Origin of the sequence: Paenibacillus soyae, assembly GCF_024623455.1 — a bacterium.
GTDB classification, from domain to species: Bacteria; Bacillota; Bacilli; order Paenibacillales; family Paenibacillaceae; genus Pristimantibacillus; species Pristimantibacillus soyae.
On sequence record NZ_JANIPJ010000001.1, the window covers coordinates 182,399 to 198,436 of the forward strand.

The 16,038-nt window shown below is 58.9% G+C and carries 16 protein-coding genes and 1 riboswitch; of the genes, 13 read left to right on the forward strand and 3 right to left on the reverse strand.

Features of this window, described 5'->3' with window-relative positions; translation table 11 throughout:
• Nucleotides 1–48: 48 nt before the first annotated feature.
• On the reverse strand, nucleotides 49–495 hold the full coding sequence (locus NQZ67_RS00895) for a hypothetical protein (RefSeq protein WP_257441930.1): 447 nt from the start codon (nucleotides 493–495) through the stop codon (nucleotides 49–51).
• 4 nt (nucleotides 496–499) lie between these two features.
• A riboswitch (cyclic di-AMP (ydaO/yuaA leader) is annotated at nucleotides 500–681 on the reverse strand.
• A 178-nt stretch (nucleotides 682–859) separates the two neighbouring features.
• On the opposite strand from NQZ67_RS00895, the gene NQZ67_RS00900 reads away from it, so the two are divergent.
• Nucleotides 860–1,816, forward strand: coding sequence for an aldolase catalytic domain-containing protein (locus NQZ67_RS00900; RefSeq protein ID WP_257441933.1), 957 nt, complete (start codon nucleotides 860–862; stop codon nucleotides 1,814–1,816).
• Between the two features lie 74 nt (nucleotides 1,817–1,890).
• Here the strand turns inward: NQZ67_RS00900 and NQZ67_RS00905 are convergent, their stop codons facing one another.
• Together NQZ67_RS00905 and NQZ67_RS00910 are read right to left on the reverse strand one after the other, a co-directional pair.
• Nucleotides 1,891–2,202, reverse strand: coding sequence for an NADAR family protein (locus NQZ67_RS00905; protein ID WP_257441935.1), 312 nt, complete (start codon nucleotides 2,200–2,202; stop codon nucleotides 1,891–1,893).
• 48 nt (nucleotides 2,203–2,250) lie between these two features.
• Nucleotides 2,251–3,630, reverse strand: a complete 1,380-nt coding sequence (locus tag NQZ67_RS00910; RefSeq protein ID WP_257441936.1) for a Glu/Leu/Phe/Val family dehydrogenase — start codon at nucleotides 3,628–3,630, stop codon at nucleotides 2,251–2,253.
• Between the two features lie 141 nt (nucleotides 3,631–3,771).
• On the opposite strand from NQZ67_RS00910, the gene NQZ67_RS00915 reads away from it, so the two are divergent.
• The 12 genes from NQZ67_RS00915 to NQZ67_RS00970 all read left to right on the forward strand — a co-directional run bounded on the left by NQZ67_RS00915 (nucleotide 3,772) and on the right by NQZ67_RS00970 (nucleotide 15,868).
• On the forward strand, nucleotides 3,772–4,176 hold the full coding sequence (locus NQZ67_RS00915; protein WP_257441937.1) for a gamma-glutamylcyclotransferase family protein: 405 nt from the start codon (nucleotides 3,772–3,774) through the stop codon (nucleotides 4,174–4,176).
• A 181-nt stretch (nucleotides 4,177–4,357) separates the two neighbouring features.
• Nucleotides 4,358–5,707, forward strand: a complete 1,350-nt coding sequence (locus NQZ67_RS00920) for a CopD family protein (RefSeq protein ID WP_257441945.1) — start codon at nucleotides 4,358–4,360, stop codon at nucleotides 5,705–5,707.
• A gap of 33 nt (nucleotides 5,708–5,740) precedes the next feature.
• A complete protein-coding gene (locus NQZ67_RS00925) occupies nucleotides 5,741–6,586 on the forward strand; it encodes a sensor histidine kinase (protein WP_257441947.1) in 846 nt (281 codons plus the stop codon).
• A complete protein-coding gene (locus NQZ67_RS00930; RefSeq protein WP_371825251.1) occupies nucleotides 6,583–7,284 on the forward strand; it encodes a response regulator in 702 nt (233 codons plus the stop codon). The genes NQZ67_RS00925 and NQZ67_RS00930 overlap by 4 nt, the downstream gene beginning before the upstream one ends.
• Before the next feature lie 212 nt (nucleotides 7,285–7,496).
• Nucleotides 7,497–9,737, forward strand: coding sequence for an AAA family ATPase (locus NQZ67_RS00935; protein WP_257441949.1), 2,241 nt, complete (start codon nucleotides 7,497–7,499; stop codon nucleotides 9,735–9,737).
• Nucleotides 9,738–9,829: 92 nt separating this feature from the next.
• Nucleotides 9,830–10,399, forward strand: coding sequence for a Pvc16 family protein (locus NQZ67_RS00940; protein WP_257441951.1), 570 nt, complete (start codon nucleotides 9,830–9,832; stop codon nucleotides 10,397–10,399).
• 11 nt (nucleotides 10,400–10,410) lie between these two features.
• Nucleotides 10,411–11,217 carry a hypothetical protein gene (locus tag NQZ67_RS00945; protein ID WP_257441953.1) on the forward strand — a complete coding sequence of 269 codons (807 nt, stop codon included), beginning with the start codon at nucleotides 10,411–10,413 and terminating at the stop codon, nucleotides 11,215–11,217.
• A 111-nt stretch (nucleotides 11,218–11,328) separates the two neighbouring features.
• Nucleotides 11,329–11,769 (forward strand): ATP-binding protein, encoded by a 441-nt coding sequence (locus NQZ67_RS00950; RefSeq protein WP_257441955.1) that lies wholly within the window; start codon nucleotides 11,329–11,331, stop codon nucleotides 11,767–11,769.
• A gap of 53 nt (nucleotides 11,770–11,822) precedes the next feature.
• A complete protein-coding gene (locus tag NQZ67_RS00955; protein ID WP_257441956.1) occupies nucleotides 11,823–12,167 on the forward strand; it encodes an STAS domain-containing protein in 345 nt (114 codons plus the stop codon).
• A gap of 39 nt (nucleotides 12,168–12,206) precedes the next feature.
• Entirely contained in the window at nucleotides 12,207–13,415 is a 1,209-nt protein-coding gene (locus NQZ67_RS00960) for a PP2C family protein-serine/threonine phosphatase (RefSeq protein WP_257441957.1), read from the forward strand.
• A gap of 285 nt (nucleotides 13,416–13,700) precedes the next feature.
• A complete protein-coding gene (locus tag NQZ67_RS00965; RefSeq protein ID WP_257441958.1) occupies nucleotides 13,701–15,401 on the forward strand; it encodes a phage tail sheath family protein in 1,701 nt (566 codons plus the stop codon).
• Between the two features lie 32 nt (nucleotides 15,402–15,433).
• Nucleotides 15,434–15,868 carry a phage tail protein gene (locus tag NQZ67_RS00970; protein ID WP_257441960.1) on the forward strand — a complete coding sequence of 145 codons (435 nt, stop codon included), beginning with the start codon at nucleotides 15,434–15,436 and terminating at the stop codon, nucleotides 15,866–15,868.
• Nucleotides 15,869–16,038: the final 170 nt, after the last annotated feature.

Consider the following 16,038-nt stretch of genomic DNA (forward strand, 5'->3'; position numbering starts at 1 on the left):
CGAGACGAGTCCGAGGCGGTTCTGTGTGCGCGTAACTATAAATTCCTGCTAGTCTACCGACAAATAAGCGACGGCTCTCTGCTGAAGAACGGACTCTTCGGAAGGCGCCTTATCAGACGTCACGCCCGCTCTCTCCAAAGCCTCGTTCTGAAGCTGCTGAACGGCATCCGTCACGAGACGGAACGCTCGCTTCTCCGGGTTGATGGATTGGTCGATTTGCCCGGCGAGCTGCGACGTCAGGGCAGCGAACGGGAATCGTCCGATAAAGCCTCGCAGCAGCGGGCTCCAACGGTCGAGCTGAAGGCTGGGTTCGCTATCGCTGACGAAATGCTCGCTCCAGCCGTAGCCGAGGTCGCTGGTCACTCGCAGGCAGACGCGGTAGCCGGCCGAGTCTACGGCAAGCGCGGGAATGACGAAAACTTCGATGCGGGTAACGCTCAAGTACTGGGGCTGTTCCGAAGGGAATGAGGAATCTTGCAGGGATAATGACAACATAAGACATCTCTCCTTTGTCCGCATACGAGGTTAGCTGTCGGATTCGGGCTAGAGAGTAGACCCTACCGGGGGTACAAATCCCCGGATTCACCCCTTGCGAACGTTCGGCTGCCGCACTTCGCGGCTCCGGGCTCGCTTTGGTTCCCCCGCTTTTTCCAAAAAGGAAAAATTAAGCGATAATGTTTACATAATATTTTAGCGCTAAAGCATCCGTTTGTAAATGGCTGAATGGGTGGGTGTACGAGCGGTTGACCTAAATATCCAAAAACCGACAATATTGCTTTGCGTTCCCGCGGTTTTTCAAGTATGATGGTAGATAAAACTAAACTGATGAACTCATGTTCAAATCAAAGGAGCAGCAAACATGCATTCGAAAACTAGTCATTGCAAGATAGTCGATTGTACAATACGTGACGGCGGACTCGTCAATAACTGGGATTTCAGCGTCGAGTTTGTCCAGCACCTTTATAATAGCTTGAACGAAGCTGGCGTCGACTATATGGAGATCGGCTACAAGAATTCGCCTAAGCTTCTTAAAGGGGCCGAAAGCGCGGGCCCATGGCGTTTCCTGAACGACGACTTCCTGCGCAAAGTCATTCCGAACAAAGGCAATACGAAGCTGTCCGCTCTGGTAGACATCGGCCGAGTCGACGAGAACGACATTCTGCCGCGCAGCGAGAGCTTGCTCGACCTGATCCGCGTCGCTTGCTATATCCAAGACGTGGACAAGGCGCTCGAGCTGGTGCAGGTGTTCCACGACCGCGGATACGAGACAACGCTGAATATTATGGCGCTGTCGAACGTCATGGAGAACCAATTGATCGAGGCGTTCCAGCAGATCAGCGAAAGCGTCGTAGACGTGGTCTACATCGTAGACTCCTACGGCAGCCTGAAGCCGGATGACTTCAGCTACCTGGTGGACAAGTTCCAGCATCACCTGCCGAACAAGCGGCTTGGCATTCACGCGCACAACAACCTGCAGCTGGCGTTCGCCAACACGCTGCTCGCGGCGAACAAGGGCGTAGAGCTTCTGGACGCTTCCGTGTACGGCATGGGCCGGGCGGCGGGCAACTGCAACACGGAGCTGCTCGTATCCGAGCTGAAGAATCCGAAGTACAACCTGCGCCCGGTTCTGGACATGATCGAGAAATACATGATTCCGCTTCGCGAGAAGGAAGAGTGGGGCTACATCATTCCTTACATGATTACCGGCATTCTCGACGAGCATCCTCGCTCGGCAATGGCGCTTCGCGCATCGGAGGATAAGGACAAAGCGGTCGACTTCTACGATCGCCTGACGACTCCGGAAATTTCCAAATAATAATAATACGAGAAGGCGCTTGCCGCATCCGCAGACAAACTGCGGCCCGGCAAGCGCCTTTTGCCATTATTCGGTTAGGCTTGAGTCAACGGACCTTCGCCGCGGATCGCCGCCGCGCTATTCCTCTCGTTCGGGTGCAAATACCCGATTCCCGTCCACGTCTCACCGGACTCGGCCGTCGCGAGAAGCTCGACCCTAAGGTCTTCGCTTTGCCCGAACGAAGCCAGCAGCGCGGCATCGTCGATGCCTTCCGCATCGATGTACCACAGCTTGTCGCCGTACTGCGTGACGATGACGAGATCCGCTTTGCGGAAGCCGAGCGCGCGGAATCGATGCTCGTCATTGTTTATCGTAATGCTTCGGAGCCCGATCGTCTCCATGTCCATTTCCTTCCACCTCCCCTGGCGCGAATGGCAGCAGCGCCGCTAAAAGCGTCAATATAGCTTGCCTTGCCTGTAAAGCACGGAAGACAGCTTCATGACCGCATGAACGAAGCAATTTTGCCGGAGCGGGAGCGGGTCCCCGAAGTAAGCCGGCAGAATGCTGTTCATCGTTTTTTGCATTTTGGCGTACAGCTGCTTATAAATTTCCTCTTCCGAATAAAACTGCGTTTCCCTGCCCTGAAGCCACTCGAAATAAGAAACGATGACGCCTCCGGCGTTGGCCAGAATATCGGGAATGATAACGGTGCCTTTGGCGGCGAGCTCTTCGTCCGCTTCCCCCGTGATCGGGGCGTTCGCGCCTTCGATGATGATGCTCGCTTTGACCTGTTCGACGTTGTCCTTGCGAATCTGATCCTCCAGCGCCGCCAGGAACAGTACGTTGACGTTCAGATAGAGAACGGCTTCCCTGTCCATAATTTGGGCTCTCGCGCCGCATGCCGTCAATGCGGCCTCCGTGGCGGGCAGATCGCCCCGGTTTGCGCTGGCGTAAGCGATGAGCGCCGGTATGTCGAGCCCTTCCTCGTTATACAGCGTTACGCTTCGGTCGCTGACGGCCACGACTTTGCCGCGGATGGCGGAGCATTTGTAAGCCTCCATAGCCGTGACGGAGCCGACGTTGCCGAAGCCCTGGACCGCAATGGTCAGAGGCTTGTCGGCATGCGCAAGGGCGGTGGCGGCGAATACGTTCGAGCTGCCGGCCAGCCAGCCTTTGTTGTCGCGCAGGAAGTCGTGCATGAGGTAGCGGAACGAGAAGTATACCCCTTTGCCCGTCGCTTCCCTGCGGCCCAAGGAGCCGCCGCTGATAATGCTTTTGCCCGTGAAGCTGCCTAGGTAAGGGGAGCCGGGGTGAATACTCTTGTATTCCGCCATCATCCAGTCCATCTCCCGCTCGCCCGTGCCCATGTCCGGGGCGGGAATATCCTTGTCGGGACCGAGGACGTCGGCGAAGTATTGCACGTACTTCTTGCAAATTTGGTAGAGCTCCTTCTCGGAGTAGCCTCGCGGGTTAATGACGACGCCACCCTTGCCTCCGCCGAACGGAACCTCGTGCAGCGCGTTCTTCAGCGTCATGAGAGCCGCGAGATTGGTGACTTCTTCTTCGTTCACGGATTCGTGGAATCGAATGCCGCCCTTGTACGGCCCGAGCGCATCGTTATGCTGGATGCGGAACGCGGGAATCCGAACGACGCTGCCGTTCTCGAGCGCGATGCGAAGAAACGCTTTATGCACCTTGTTCGGAGTCGATAGAATGGCGGCAAGCGATTGGAAGGCTTGCGCCCTGCGCTGGTCTTGCAGCTGAGGCAGGAACGAGGAATCGTCCATAAGCGCATTGAGGGATTGTTGAACAATAGCTCCGGTTTGACTTGCCATGGATAAACAACCTCCTTGTCGATTCAATCGTGCTCCGTTCGATTGTACCATATCTTGCCTATCCCTTCGAAATCGGCGATAATGTTAGGAAAGTTAACATTTCAAAAAAACGGGCATTCATCATCGAACAGGAGGCGTACGATGTCAGACATTCGGGTATTTATTTATGGCTCGCTGCTGCCGGGACACAGCAATCATCATGTCGTATCGTCTTATGTGACAAGCTATGAGCCGGGGGAAATCGAAGGCCGGTTGGTCGATTACGGACCGTATCCCGCGGCTGTCAGGGACCGGCGCGATACGCTGCGCGGGACCGGAACGATTCGAGGGCAGTGGATAACGGTTGGCCGCGCGGGACTTGCGGCGATGGACATTCTGGAAGAGTTCGCGGGCATCGAGGAGAACAATGAATACGATCGCGTCTGGGCGAGAGACATCCGGAAACCCGGCGTGCAAGGATGGGTGTACGTATGGGAGTCGGACCGGGGGTATCCGGCGATCGAGGACTCGTATTGGCCGGATTATTGGGCAAGGAAAAGCGGATAAGGAACGAAGGGGCACCGGTCGAAAGCGCGAGCTTGAGACGGTGCCCTTTTTGCCGCCCGCCCTTGCTTCTCCTCTCGGCGGACTCTTCCGCCGGGCCTGCCGCGAAAGGCGGTTCATTGTTCTTTTGCCCGGCGTCTAGTAAACTAAATTCGAGCACCGGAGAAGGAAGGGAAAGAATATAATGGTACAACAAATCGTAAACCGGCGAGCTTTGGCGTTATTCCTGCTGCTCGCGGTCGCGACGTTATTCATAGGCATGGATGCGAGCGCGCAGACGGGGGAGATGAATGCTGCATTCGCCGCGCATGAACACGCTTCGACTGGAACAGGACAAGAGGCGGTCAAAGACACCATCAAAAACGCGTTGCTGATCGCCGTAAAAATCGCCTACTACGTCATGCTGCTGCTGACGGCGGGGGCGGCGCTGCTGCAAGGACTGGTACAAGGGGGCGAACAAGGAGAAGGACAGAAGGCCCTCCTGCGAAAGTGGAACGGTTCGTTCGTCAAGGGATTAATCGTCGCTGTAATTCTCTATGTATTCATTCATTCCAACCATATGGTCAGCGAGCTAAGAGGCGGAGGGAAAGAGTGGCTTCGATTGTTCGCGGAGACGTCGTCGGGCCAAACCTGGCTCGCTTTGATACTGCTCTCCGCCATCGGGTTCGCCGTCATTCGGCTGAACGACGGGATGAAGACGATATGGGCGGTACTGCTGCTTGCGGCGGAGAGCTTCGGCGGTCACGTCTCGGCCGTCCATCAATCCGCGGCTGCCATCGTTTTCGATTTCATCCACCTTGTCAGCGCGGCCGTCTGGGCGGGCGGAGTCATGATCTTGCTGCTATTCTGGCGCGCCGATAGGAAGGAAGCGGGCCGATTCGCGGAGAAGTTCGCGGGAATCGCTTGGATGACCATTGCGGCGCTCGCCGCGAGCGGCATCGTCATGACATGCTTCCTCATCCCGACTCCGCTGTACTTGATCTATACCGGCTGGGGGAAGCTGCTGCTCGCCAAGGCGGCGCTCGTCCTTCTGGTCATTGCGCTTGGCGCTTCGCTGCGGGCGCGGGCCAAGCGGAGGGAGCTGCCCAGAGGGCTGATGCTGAAGCTGGACGGTCTGCTGATGGCGGTCATTATCGTCATTGCCGGCATCTTAACGTCGGTCAGTCCCGTGCCGGGAGGCGAGCCGTTCAATCAGCATCAGATGGGCGAGGAGCTCCATTTCACGCTTAATCTGTCGCCGAACGCGCCTGGGCCGAACGAAGTCGCGCTTTCGTTATGGCTGCCCGAAGACAGCGGCAAGCCGCAGGCGGTCTCGCTTGTGATTGTATCCGCGGACAATCCGGAGCAAGCGGCGATCGTCGTGCCGCTTGCCCCGGTCAAGCTCGAGGAAGGCTTCGCTTTCCCGGGGTTTCTGGCTTATACGTTTGGCGCCGAAGACGTCAAGCTGCCGCGTCCGGGCGAGTGGACGGCAAAGCTGGAAATTACGGAAGCGGACGGCACGAAGCTGGCTAGAGACATCGCGTTCTCGAATTAACGCCGCTTCAAGATCGCTAGGAGGCGTATTCTCATGTCGTACAAGTGGCTGAAATGGCTGATCTTATGGATTCCGACCGCCGTCATCGGAATCTGGGAATATGTCCGGCACGCGTTCCTGCTGCCTTATGTCTCGATGGAGCTGGGCAACTGGCTGGCGCCGGCATTCGTGTTCGCGGTCACGTTAACGCTCGTGCGAGGCTTGTTCGCGAGGCTGGAGTCGCTGCAGGAAGCGCTGAAGCGCAAGCAGGTGACGGAAGCGGCGTTCGAGGAGCGGACGCAGCTGGCGAGAGAGCTGCATGACGGCATCTCGCAATCGCTGTTCATGCTTTCGGTGAAGCTGAATAAGCTGGACCGCGCGGAGTCGCCGGAAGACGCCAGCCGCGCGATGGATAGCGTTCGGCATACCGTCCGCCACGTATACGAGGATGTGCGGCAGTCGATCGCCGCGCTCCAAAGCCCGCCTCCGGCAGCGAATTCCCCGTGGCTGCAAAGCGTGCTGGAGCAGGCCGAGGAGCTGGAGCGAGGATACGGAATCGCGGTATCGGTGGAGTCCAAGCTGAACGACGGGGCGATGACAAGCAGGCAGAAGGTCGAGCTGCTGGCTATTATACGGGAGGCGTTCATGAACGTGCAGAAGCATTCCGGGGCCAGCAGGGTCGTTCTCCGCGCCGAAACTCCGGAAGAAGGAGCGGCTTCCGGCTTTCGCTGCAGCATAGAAGATGACGGGCGCGGCGCGACTGCGGAGGCGCTGGAGAGAGCCGGCAAATACGGCGTCAAGATGATGCGCGAGCGAGCGGGAGCGATGGGCTGGACCTTCGCGGCCAGACGGGGAGAGCTCGGCGGGCTCATGATCGAAGTGACGGGAAAAGGAGGATGACCATGGCCTCACGCGATGAGCAGGTGCGGGTGTTGATCGTAGACGATCATCCGCACGGCAGGGAAGGCATGCGCGAAATTTTGTCAATGGACGGCATGTTCGCGGTCGTGGGAGAGGCGGCGAGCGGGGAAGAGGCGATCGGGCGGGCAGCCGAGCTCCGTCCGGATCTGGTGCTGATGGATATCCGGATGCCGGGGATGGGCGGGCTTGAAGCGACGTACCGCCTCAAGCTGCTGCTTCCCGAGCTCAAGATCGTCATGGTGACGGTCTCCGACGACATCACGCATTTGTTCGAAGCGATCAAGCGGGGGGCGCAGGGGTACCTGCTCAAAAATTTGGATCCTTCCTCCTGGCTTCAATATTTGCGCGAAGTAGCGGATGACGAGGCGCCGATGTCGAAGGAGCTCGCGTTCCGGCTGCTTCAGGAATTCGCCGCCGGGAATGAGAAGGGGCCATCCGCTTCGCCCGCTGCCAAAGCCCCGAACGGCAGCCGGCCGGCGCGTTCGGCAACTCCCCTAACGGAGCGGGAGAAGGAAGTGCTGCGGCTTGTCGCGACGGGAGCCAGCAACCGGGAAATCGCGGCCTCGTTGGTGTTGTCCGAGCATACGGTGAAAAACCACTTAAAAAATATTTTGCAGAAGCTGCATTTGGATAACAGGGTTCAGCTTACTCGTTATGCGCTGGAGCAAGGACTATAATTCCGCTGACGATGATGAAGCGGGCTGGAAAAGACATTCGTCCCATAAGAGGGCGGATGTCTCTTTTTTTGCGATCCTTGCGGAGCGGGTCGACCGTCGGAAATATTTGCTGTCGAACGTTGTCTATTTATCTCGATCGGGCGAGGCATATGATATAATGCAAATAATAGAAACGAGAGCTGCGGCGGCAGACGAACGGCGGAAGAGGGACGATGATGAAGGAACGGGAAACTCGGTCGAACGCGGCGAAAAAGCAAAAGTCGGCTGCAATGGACGGGGCGTTCGGCGAATATGGGAGCGCGGAGCATTTGCTTGACGAGCTCATTTGGCTGGACGCAGGGCTGCAGACGCTGCTCGGGGCCGGAGGCGATGATCCGTTAGCCGACCCGCTGGCGGCATTCAAGGGAATGTATGTCAGTAGAGAGGAGCTGCTAGATTCGGGAGCAGCCGCACCGGATGAGCAGATGGCTCGCGCCTGGATAGCCTATACGGCATTCCGGAGGGAAACGGAGGAGCGGATCGGCACACGGGCCGCCGCAGGCATGGGGCCGCCGCTTATGAGGCTTGCCGAGTCGATGCGGCTGACGGTATGGGAATACCGGTGCGTGGTGCTGTGCCTGGCCGCGGAATGGGATCGCAAATACGAGAAATGGTTCGCTTATCTGAACGACGACGCCACGGTGAAAGCGCCAACGGTGGATTTGGCGCTTCGGCTGCTGGGAGACGCGGAGGCGGATCGGCAGCTTGGCCGCAGACTGCTCGGCGAAGGAGGCTCGCTTCGCCGCTGGCTGCTTCGGCCGCCGGGCGAGGGAATGGCTGCCCAAGGGCTCAGAACGCCGCTTCGGCTGGATGAGCGCGTCGTCAGCTTCCTGCTCGAAACCGAAGCGCTGGATGGCCGGTTGTTAGGGGTAGTAGAGTCGCGGGAGCCGCATGAGGCGCCGGAGCCCGAAGGGGAAGGGGCGGCTGGAGCGGACAGCCGAATGAAGCAGGCTCTGGACGGGTGGCCTTCCGGAAGCGTCCCGGTCGTCGGCTTGTGGGGAGCGCGGGGAGGCGGCAAGCGGTCGTGCCTGCACCGCCTCGCCGCTGGACGCGGCCAGCGGCTGCTCATGGTATCGCTGGCCGCGCTGCCCTCCGAAGCGGAGCTTCTGCGCGGCAAGATGGATAGCATCGTCCGGGAGGCGCTATTAACGGATGCCGCGATAGCGTTCGCGGAAGAGGATGGCTTATGGAAGGAGCGGCTGCCCAGGGAGGTGCTTCTGTCCTCGCTGCAGGCGTACGCGGAATCTGCGCGGCGGCCTCTAATAGGCTGGTCGGGGCTCGAACGGAGAAGCGGGAGCGAGCTGCCGCTCCCCGATCGCGCCGCGTATTGGAGCGGCGAGGTGCCGCCGCCCGGAGCGGAGGCGCGAGCCGGGCTTTGGCGCAGCCACGCCTCGGAGCTCGGCGAAGCCGCGAATAGCCCGGGAGCGCCGGATTATAACGAGCTCGCGTCCGAGCTTGCGTCCCGGTTCTCCCACACTCCGGGACAGATCGCGTCCGCGTGGCGCCAGGCGTTAGTGCTTGCGGCGGAACGCGGCGACGGGCTGCCCCGCCGGGAGGAGCTGGCGGCGGCCGCCCGCGGCCAATTCCGCCACCGCTTGGCGCGGCACGCCGATCGCATCGAGGCCCGCAGAGGCTGGTCCGATCTCATCATTCCGGCCGACTCGCTGGAGACGATCCGGGAAGCGTGCAGCCGCTACGTGCACCGGGAGACGGTACTCGGCCAGTGGGGATTCGGCGGCAAGCTTTCCTATGGAACCGGCGTGCATATGCTGTTTGCCGGTCCGCCCGGAACGGGCAAGACGATGGCGGCGGAGGTTGTCGCAGGAGAGCTAGGACTCGAGCTGTACCGGGTCGACCTGTCGCGAATCGTGAGCAAGTATATCGGCGAGACGGAGCAGAGGCTGCGCGAGCTGTTCGATGAGGCCCGGCAAAGCGGCGCGATTCTGTTCTTCGACGAAGGAGACGCGCTGTTCGGCAAGCGGACGGAGGTGAAGGACGCGCATGACCGCTACGCGAACATGGAAGCGGCTTATTTGCTGCAACTGATCGAAGGTTATGACGGCGTTACGATTCTGGCGACCAATCTGATGCAGAATTTGGATGAAGCGCTTCTGCGGCGGATGAGCATCATCGTGAAGTTTCCGTTTCCCGACGCCGAGGACAGGGTTCGGATATTTCGTTCGCTGCTGCCGGCCGGCGCGCCGCTCGACGAGGATCTTGATCTTCCGTTCCTGGCGCAGCGCGTCGAAGCGTCCGGCGGCCATATCAAGAACATTGTGCTCGCGGCCGCCTTTCTCGCGGCGGGCGAGCGGAGGCCGATCGGGATGTCCCATATGGTTCGGGCGGCAAGGGCGGAGCTGCAGAAGCTCGGAAAAATTCCGATGCGGGAAGCCTTCGCGCCTTATGGAGATTAGATGACGGATTTTTTTTGAGAGCCAGGCCTTACAAATAGACCGACGATGCCGGCGGGGAGACTGCGGGGTTGTTCGGCTGGAGGTGAAAGGAAATGGGAAACTACACCATCATCGCGGATGCGGGGGCAAGCCTGCTTAAGCTGCTGCGCGAGCAGATGACGCCGGATCCGGTGACGCGGCCGGAGCTGATCGGGATGGCAAGCCCCGCGGACAAGGGGGATCTGCTCATTTCCCTCTATGTCTGCTCCGTTCGTGAGAATAACGAAGCTAGACGGACGGACATGAAGCTGGAGGGCGACGTTCTCCGATACCCGCCCCGTGCAATTGATTTGGAATGCCTGATTACGGCTCACTCCAATGCGGATATTCTTACCCGGACGCTGGACGAGCATCGATTGCTCGGCAAGGCAGCCCAGATTCTATATGACAACAGCATCGTGCGGGGGCCGTATCTGGAAGGCTCGCTGGCCGAGAGCGGCGAGCTTCGCGTAGCCCCTCTGAATTACGGCATGGAGGACATGATGCGCCTATGGCAGTTCGGGGATGCTCCGTACAAGCTTTCGCTGGCGTACCGAATCGGTCCCCTGCTGCTTGAATCGAGCCGCGTCAAGCCCGCTTCGCGCGTGGTGGAGAGACGCATTACGCTGCGCGAGAAGGAATAGGGGGCTGGAGCATGATCGAATCTACAATGGTATCTCGCGTCTCGCTGGTGGTTCGGACTCTGGATGTATGGACCGGCCTTCCGGCGTCCGGTTCGGCGCTGCGGGTCAAGCTTCGGGAGAACGACCGGATCAAGCCGCTTCGGACATCGGACGGCGGCTGGGCGTTCATGGATTTGAAGGGCGAGGCCTGCGAGGTGACCGTCGAATCCGATGTCTACTTATTCTGCTCCCGCCGGATTGATCTATCGGAATTGCCTGCGGGCAGCCCCGTCGTCGACCTCTTCCTGCTGCCGGGACGGCGGTATTCGCCCGCCGCTTCCGCGACCGGAATCGTTCGCAGACTGACGGATGCGGAAGGAAGGCCGTTGTCCGGCGTAGAGGTCGTCGCCTATGCCGACGGCGAACAGGCCGCAAGAGGACGGATTTTGGACGATGAAGTGCCGCCAGGAAGCATGGAGCTTCGTTATTTGCCGGCTGGCGCTACCGTGAAGAGCGGCGACCTGATTGCGATCCGCGACAAAAGCGGAACCGCCGTCGAACGGTTCCGGGTTTATCCCTATGAGAGCGAAGGCCAATACCGGCTTCGTCTGGACAGGCCCGTCGAAGGCCGTTGGAAGCGGCATGCTTTATTGTCGCCGGCTGCCGCTGCCGTCAGCGACTCGGATGGCTGGATCGTGCTGCCGTTTCGCGGAAGGATGCCCGCCGAGGGCGAGCTGCGCGTCGAAACGCGCGACGGAGAGCGGGCAACCGAAGCTTTGTGGCCTCTGGCGGGTGGCAAGTTATCCTCACTTCCGGCCTATGCCGTGCGCGAAAAATGACGAATAATAAAGTTTTATTCGACAAAAACGGCAGGATCGTTTGTCTATGCGTAGAACTAATAAGGTGACGCTTACGAAGAAGTAATCGGTCAGTATATCGGAGGGTAGTCAATGTCGGATGATCCGCAATTCACAATTGCGCGCGCAATAAGGCTTTATAATCGGATAGACGAGCTCCCGCGCCTGAATGAGGGGCTTGAGGCGCTTGGAGCCGACCTCGGGTGGCCAGGCCGTTCCGTCATGAATTTGATGCTGGCTTGCGAAGAGCTTGTCGTCAATATTGTTCATTACGCATATCCGGAGGGCGGCGAGCATGTAATCGAGGTTGATGTTCGGGCCACGTCGGACAGCGTGGAAATTTCCGTCAGCGACGGAGGCGTGCCGTTTAATCCGCTGGAGACGGACAATGACCCTCTATCCTTGCTGGACATGGATTTGGAGGAGCGTCCTATTGGCGGGCTCGGTATTTTTTTTGTCCAGAAGATTATGGATGATGTGCAATACGAGCATGCGGGCGGCATGAATCGCGTTCGCATGATCAAGCGATTCTAGCGAGGCGAGCGGAACAACTATCTTAATTGGAATAGGAAGCAGGAGGTTCATAGATGAATATACAGGCAACGGAGCAAGACGGAATTACAATCATTCCGCTGGAGGGCAGGCTGGACGGGGGCAACGCGACGGTGGCGGAAACCGCGTTTTTACAGCTGTTGTCGGAAGGCAAACAGCGGTTCCTGTTCGACTTCGGCAATCTTCAATACATAAGCAGCGCAGGGCTCAGGGTCATTCTCGTGGCGGCTAAGAAGCTGCGCGCGTCCAAGGGCAGAATGGTGTGCGCTTCCTTGACGGAGCAGGTATACGACGTGTTCGAAATGTCGGGCTTTACAACAATCCTGGACATCGTGTCCACGAAGGAAGAAGCGCTCGAGAAGCTGCAAGCGGAGGCGTAATCGCTCTAGCTCCTAACATTCGGAAAGGCGTGACCCATCTTGTCAGAAATCGCGTTAATTGTAGGGGCCGCAGGCTTGGGATTGGCGGTGTACACGGCCTTGCGCAATCGGAGACTTGCCGTTAGGCTTAAGCGGGCCGAGCAATTGTTCGAGCATGCGACCAAGGCGCATGCCTCGCTAAAACAGGCAGAGCTGCTGGAATCGGCGGAGACGTCGGCGAAGCAGCTCGTTAGGGCCGGCGGAGCAACGATCCGCTTGGGGCCGGGGAGCGACGAAGGCGGATATGACGGCTTAGCCGGAAACGGAGATGCGCTCGCGGTTCCCATTGAGGCGCGGGGACGGAGGCTGGGCGTGCTGCAAGTCGGCGGTAAGCGGGATGGGGCGGCATTCAGCCCGGCGGACCGGGAGCTGCTAGCTAGATTCGCGGAACCGCTGGCGCTTGCGGTGGATAATGCCATGCTGTTCGAAGCGCTCGAGCGTTCCGTCGGCGAGCTGCATTCGGCGACGGCGCTCAAGGAGCGTCTCGAGAGCGAGCTGCAAATCGCGGGAAGCATACAGCTGAGCTTTCTTCCGACGACGATGCCTTCGGCCAACGAGCCGTTCGACGTCTGCGCGCTGCTCCGGTCGGCCAAGGAGGTCGGCGGCGACTTTTATAATTTTTTTAAAATCGATGACAGTCATCTCTTCTTCACGCTTGGCGACGTATCCGATAAGGGCATTCCCGCTGCGCTGTTCATGGCGATGACGCTGTCGCTTATCAAAGGAAAGATGGGGCCGGAGCTGTCTCCGGGCGAGCTGCTGGAGAAGGTGAACGACGAGCTGTGCGCGGATAACGCGCAATTGTTCGCGACGATCGTCTGCGGCGTGCTCCATATCGATACCGGGGAAGTCGTGCTGAGCGACGGCGGCCATTGTACGCCTTATGTCGTCAAAGCGGACGGCGGCGTGCTGCCGATCAAGCTGAAGAAGGGCATTCCGCTGGGCTCGTTCCCGGAATTCGCTTACCACGATCAGACGGTGATGCTGGAGAAGGGCGACCGGCTCGTCGTCTACACGGACGGCATTACCGAGGCGGAGAACGCCGCCCAGGAGCAATATTCGGCGGGCCGCCTGCAGACGTTCCTGTCGCAGACCAAAGGGTATTCCAGCGCGGAAATTATCGACGCCTTGCTCATGGACGTCTTTATGTTCGCGGACGGCGCTCCCCAGTCGGACGATATCGCGGTGCTTTGCCTCATGAGACGGTAAAGCGGCGGCGGTTTCCGCGAATGTAGAAAAAAGTCGAATAACTGAAAATTTATGTCTAAGTCTCGTAGTCAGGTGTACATATTCAAGATATAATAGGAAACGAGATTGCTATAAATAGGAACGGCGATGCTTGCGGAATTCGCATGCAGGAGATCCGACCCCGGTAATCGGCCTGCTCGGCCATGCCCTCGCGGCGTTCATTTGGTTCCGGTCTTGGGGCTGACGCGGGACTATCGTAGCCCGATGTCACCTAATACATATTTAGTTTCAGAGAGGAGATCACACATGGCTGAGTATTTATCGCCGGGCGTCTACGTGGAAGAATTCGAAAGCGGCGCCAAGCCGCTTGAAGGAGTAAGCACGAGCACGGCCGGATTTATCGGCCTTGCCGCAAGGGGGCCCGTCGCGGGGCTGCCCGTTCTGATTACGAACCCGGCCGACTTCGGGAGAGTATTCGGATCATATTTGTCCGAAAACGCTTTCGGAACGTATCGCTACCTGGCTTACGCGGTTAACCAGTTTTTCGCAAACGGAGGTTCGCGCTGTTATGTCATGCGCGTGGCGCCCGAGGATGCCAAAGCCGCGCAAAGCGGAGACGATCAGGCCGTACTTTCGGTCAGCGCGAAAAACCCGGGAGCATGGGGCAATCAGATTCGTCTGACCGCCGCTCCTTCGAGCAAAGCCAAGACGCCGATCTACGAAGCGCTGGACGGCAAGCGTTACCGGGTCAAGAACGCTTCCGGCTTCTACCCGGGCGACGTGGTCTTGTTCACGGACGGCTCCTCCGAGCAGTACGGCACTGTCGTATCCGTTCATGACGGCGTAATCGAATTGTCCGAAGCGCTGTCCGGAGAGGTTGTGGACACGAACCTGGTTCCGGCTAAGGTGCTTCAGACCAGCGAATTCACGCTGCAAGTCGCCTACGGCAATGAAGTTGAAGTCTACGAGAAAGCTTCGCTCAACCCTGAATCTCCTAACTACATCGAGAAGCTGATCGGCAAGTCCAGCCTAATCGATTTGACCGTGCAAAGCCAAGCCGCGGGGGCGGAAGCTCCGTTCGCGCGCATCGCCGCAAACGGCGCATCCTTCGCGTTGTCGGGCGGCAGCGACGGTTCGGCGGCCAGCCTGTCCGCCGCCGACTTTATCGGGGTAGACGAGGGACCGGGCCAAAGAACGGGAATCCAGTCTTTCATCGACAACGACGTGGTGAGCATTATGGCGATCCCGGGCGTGACGGATCCGAACGTGCAGTTGTCGCTCGTCGCGCATTGCGAGACGCTCGGCAGCCGCTTCGCGATTCTCGATCTGCCGCGCGAGGCGACGAAGGTCCAGGACGTGCTGGCGCATCGCGAGCTGTTCGATTCCAGCTATTGCGCGCTGTACAATCCATGGCTGCAAGTGTTCGATCCGCTGGACAAGCGCAACATCTTCATTCCGCCGTCCGGCACGATCGCCGGCATCTACTCCAGATCGGATACGACGAGAGGCGTGCAGAAGGCTCCCGCCAACGAAACGCTGCGCGGCGTAGTCGGTTTGGACGTGCAGTACAACAACGGCGAACAGGATATTCTGAATCCGGCTGGCGTTAACTTGATCCGCGCTTTCACCGGTCAGGGCATTCGCGTATGGGGAGCCCGCACTTGCTCGTCCAATACGCTCTGGAAATACATTAACGTGCGCCGCCTGTTCATCTTCCTGGAGGGCTCGATCAAGAACGGGTCGAACTGGGTCGTATTCGAGCCGAACACGGAGCAGCTGTGGGCCCGCGTCCAACGCACGATCGACGCGTTCCTGACGCGCGTGTGGCGCGACGGCGCGCTCGCGGGCAGCAGTCCGTCCGAAGCGTTCTACATTAATATCGGCCGCTCCACCATGACGCAGGACGACATCGACAACGGCCGTCTGATCTGCGAGATCGGCGTAGCTCCGGTGAAGCCGGCAGAGTTCGTCATCTTCAGAATTACGCAGAAGACCGGCTCGGAATAACGATTGATAACGGATAACGGAAGGGGATAGCCATGGCTGGAGATCGCAACGATCCATATCGCAATTATAGGTTTCGCGTAGAAGTGGAAGGTCTTGAACAGGCCGGTTTCAGCGAGGTAACGGGCTTCGAAGCGTCGGTTAACGTCATCGAGTACCGCGAAGGCAACGAATTGACGACGCCGCGCAAGCTTCCTGGACTGACCAAGTACGGCAACATTACGCTGAAATGGGGCACAACCGATTCCATGGAGCTGTACGAGTGGCTGCAGGAATGCGTGGAGGGCACGATCGAGCGCAAGACGATTACGATCATCGCGCTTGACGAAGAAGGCAATGATGTCGCGACTTGGCAGGTTATTGAAGCATGGCCGGTTAAATATTCCGCGCCTTCCTTCAACGGCGTAGGCAACGAGGTAGCTCTCGAGCTGCTGGAATTTGCCCATGAAGGTCTGACACGAACGGCATAATGATAAGCTGCAGGGTCCTGATGCCTCGCCTCCTAGGCGCGCGCCTCGGGACCCATCCGGAAAACAAGGGCAAATGGCCGACGGCTGAGGTTGGCTTCGCTCTTGTTTTCCGTGCTTGATGGAACCAATTGCTGACGGCGATTAAACCTTGCCTCTATACCGCGGTCGCT

Coding starts and splice junctions, on each gene's coding strand:
- NQZ67_RS00895 (WP_257441930.1), bottom strand. CDS start 495: ATGTTGTCATTATCCCTGCAAGATTCCTCATTCCCTTCGGAACAGCCC.
- NQZ67_RS00900 (WP_257441933.1), top strand. CDS start 860: ATGCATTCGAAAACTAGTCATTGCAAGATAGTCGATTGTACAATACGT.
- NQZ67_RS00905 (WP_257441935.1), bottom strand. CDS start 2,202: ATGGACATGGAGACGATCGGGCTCCGAAGCATTACGATAAACAATGAC.
- NQZ67_RS00910 (WP_257441936.1), bottom strand. CDS start 3,630: ATGGCAAGTCAAACCGGAGCTATTGTTCAACAATCCCTCAATGCGCTT.
- NQZ67_RS00915 (WP_257441937.1), top strand. CDS start 3,772: ATGTCAGACATTCGGGTATTTATTTATGGCTCGCTGCTGCCGGGACAC.
- NQZ67_RS00920 (WP_257441945.1), top strand. CDS start 4,358: ATGGTACAACAAATCGTAAACCGGCGAGCTTTGGCGTTATTCCTGCTG.
- NQZ67_RS00925 (WP_257441947.1), top strand. CDS start 5,741: ATGTCGTACAAGTGGCTGAAATGGCTGATCTTATGGATTCCGACCGCC.
- NQZ67_RS00930 (WP_371825251.1), top strand. CDS start 6,583: ATGACCATGGCCTCACGCGATGAGCAGGTGCGGGTGTTGATCGTAGAC.
- NQZ67_RS00935 (WP_257441949.1), top strand. CDS start 7,497: ATGATGAAGGAACGGGAAACTCGGTCGAACGCGGCGAAAAAGCAAAAG.
- NQZ67_RS00940 (WP_257441951.1), top strand. CDS start 9,830: ATGGGAAACTACACCATCATCGCGGATGCGGGGGCAAGCCTGCTTAAG.
- NQZ67_RS00945 (WP_257441953.1), top strand. CDS start 10,411: ATGATCGAATCTACAATGGTATCTCGCGTCTCGCTGGTGGTTCGGACT.
- NQZ67_RS00950 (WP_257441955.1), top strand. CDS start 11,329: ATGTCGGATGATCCGCAATTCACAATTGCGCGCGCAATAAGGCTTTAT.
- NQZ67_RS00955 (WP_257441956.1), top strand. CDS start 11,823: ATGAATATACAGGCAACGGAGCAAGACGGAATTACAATCATTCCGCTG.
- NQZ67_RS00965 (WP_257441958.1), top strand. CDS start 13,701: ATGGCTGAGTATTTATCGCCGGGCGTCTACGTGGAAGAATTCGAAAGC.
- NQZ67_RS00970 (WP_257441960.1), top strand. CDS start 15,434: ATGGCTGGAGATCGCAACGATCCATATCGCAATTATAGGTTTCGCGTA.